Origin of the sequence: Streptomyces sp. NPDC006265 (genome assembly GCF_040613555.1) — a bacterium.
Taxonomy (GTDB): domain Bacteria; phylum Actinomycetota; class Actinomycetes; order Streptomycetales; family Streptomycetaceae; genus Streptomyces.
In genome coordinates this window covers 1-1698 of sequence record NZ_JBEXSH010001315.1, presented here as the reverse complement: position 1 = coordinate 1698, position 1698 = coordinate 1, and the positions used below count along the sequence as shown (strand labels likewise).

The 1698-nt window shown below is 74.1% G+C and carries 2 protein-coding genes; both read left to right on the top strand.

The genetic code is table 11. The features are described from left to right. The coding region (locus ABZ281_RS48325) for a response regulator transcription factor (RefSeq protein ID WP_356665099.1) at positions 1-458 on the top strand (458 nt) is incomplete at its 5' end. Further along, a partial coding sequence (locus ABZ281_RS48320; protein ID WP_356665097.1) for a HAMP domain-containing sensor histidine kinase occupies positions 459-1698 on the top strand: 1240 nt, incomplete at its 3' end.

Below are 1698 nucleotides of genomic sequence, written 5' to 3'. Positions count from 1 at the left end.
ACCGCATCGCCGGGCTGGACGCGGGCGCCGACGACTACGTGGTCAAGCCCTTCGACGTGGAGGAGGTCTTCGCCCGGCTGCGCGCCCTGCTGCGCCGCACCAGCCCGGTGGGAGCCGCCGGCGCGCCCGCGGCCGAGGCGCCCAGGCCGCTCCCGGAGCGGTTCATCGAGGCGGCCGGTATCCGCATGGACCCGCAGGCCCGCCGGGCCTGGCGCGGCGCGCGCGAGCTGGAACTGACCCGCACCGAGTTCGAGCTGCTGGAACTGCTGGTGCGCAACGCGGGCATCGTCCTCGACCACTCCACGATCTACGACCGCATCTGGGGCTACGACTTCGGGCCCGGCTCGAAGAACCTCGCCGTCTACGTCGGCTATCTGCGCCGCAAGCTCGACGAGCCGGACGCGCCGCAGCTGATCCACACGGTGCGCGGCGTGGGTTACGTGCTGCGGGAGGACTGAGTGGGCCGTCTGGGCCGCCTGCCGGCCGGGCGGCGGCTGAAACTGGTCTCGCTGCGCACCACGTTCGCCGTGTCCTTCGCGGCGGTGACGGCGGCCGTGACGATCCTGGTCGGCATCCTGTCCTACAGCGCCGCCGCCCGGCTGGTACGGGTGGACCAGCAGACGGTGTTCGAGGAGGTCGTGCAGGATCTGCGCGACGAGGTGCGGCAGAACCACATGACGCCCGGCGACTTCTCGTCCGCCGCGCCCGGCCACGACCTCGTACGCCCCGCCCGCACGGATGTGCAGGTGCTCGGCCCGGACGGGCATGTCGTCGACGCGGGCAGTCCGGGGCTGCCGGTCACCGGCACCGACGCGCGGATCGCCGCCGAGGCGCTGTCCGGGCAGGTGGCCGAGCACAAGGACGTCGACGTGGGCAGCGACGTCTACCGCGTCGCCACCGTCTCCCTCGGCGGCGGGCGCGGTGCGGTGCAGGTCGCGCAGGAGTTCAGCGACGTCGAGGACCTGTTGCGGGCGCTCCAGCAGCGGACGCTGCTGCTGATGGCCGCCGTGGTGGTCGGCGCCGGGCTGTTCGGCTGGTGGCTGGCCCGGCGGATCACGCGCCGCCTGGTCGTGCTGACCGACGCTGCCGAGGACGTCGCCCGCACCCGCCGGCTGGGCATCCAGGTGCCGGTGGCCGGTCATGACGAGGTGGGCCGGCTCGGCCGGGCCTTCGACCGCATGCTGGGCCGGCTCGCGCAGTCCGAGGAGGACCAGCGCCGGCTGGTCCAGGACGCGGGCCACGAGCTGCGCACGCCGCTGACCTCGCTGCGCACGAACATCTCCCTGCTGCGAAGGATCGACGAACTCCCGCCGAAGGCCCGCGAGGAGCTGGTCGCCGACCTGGGCCAGGAGGCCCGGGAGCTGACCGACCTGGTCAACGAGCTGGTGGATCTCGCGGCCGGACAGTCCGACACCGAGCCGCCGCGCCGGGTGGACCTCGCCGACATCGCCGAGGAGGTGGCGGGGGTGGCCCGGCGCCGCAGCGGCCGGGAGATCCTGCTGCGCGCGAGCGGCGACACCACGACCGACGGACGGCCCGGGATGCTGACCCGGGCGCTGTCCAACCTCGTCGAGAACGCGGTGAAGTTCGACCAGGGCGGCCGGGCACCCGTCGATATCGTCGTCGCCGGACCCGCCCGGCCCGGCACGATCCGGGTCGAGGTGCTGGACCGCGGCCCCGGCATCAGCGACCGCGACC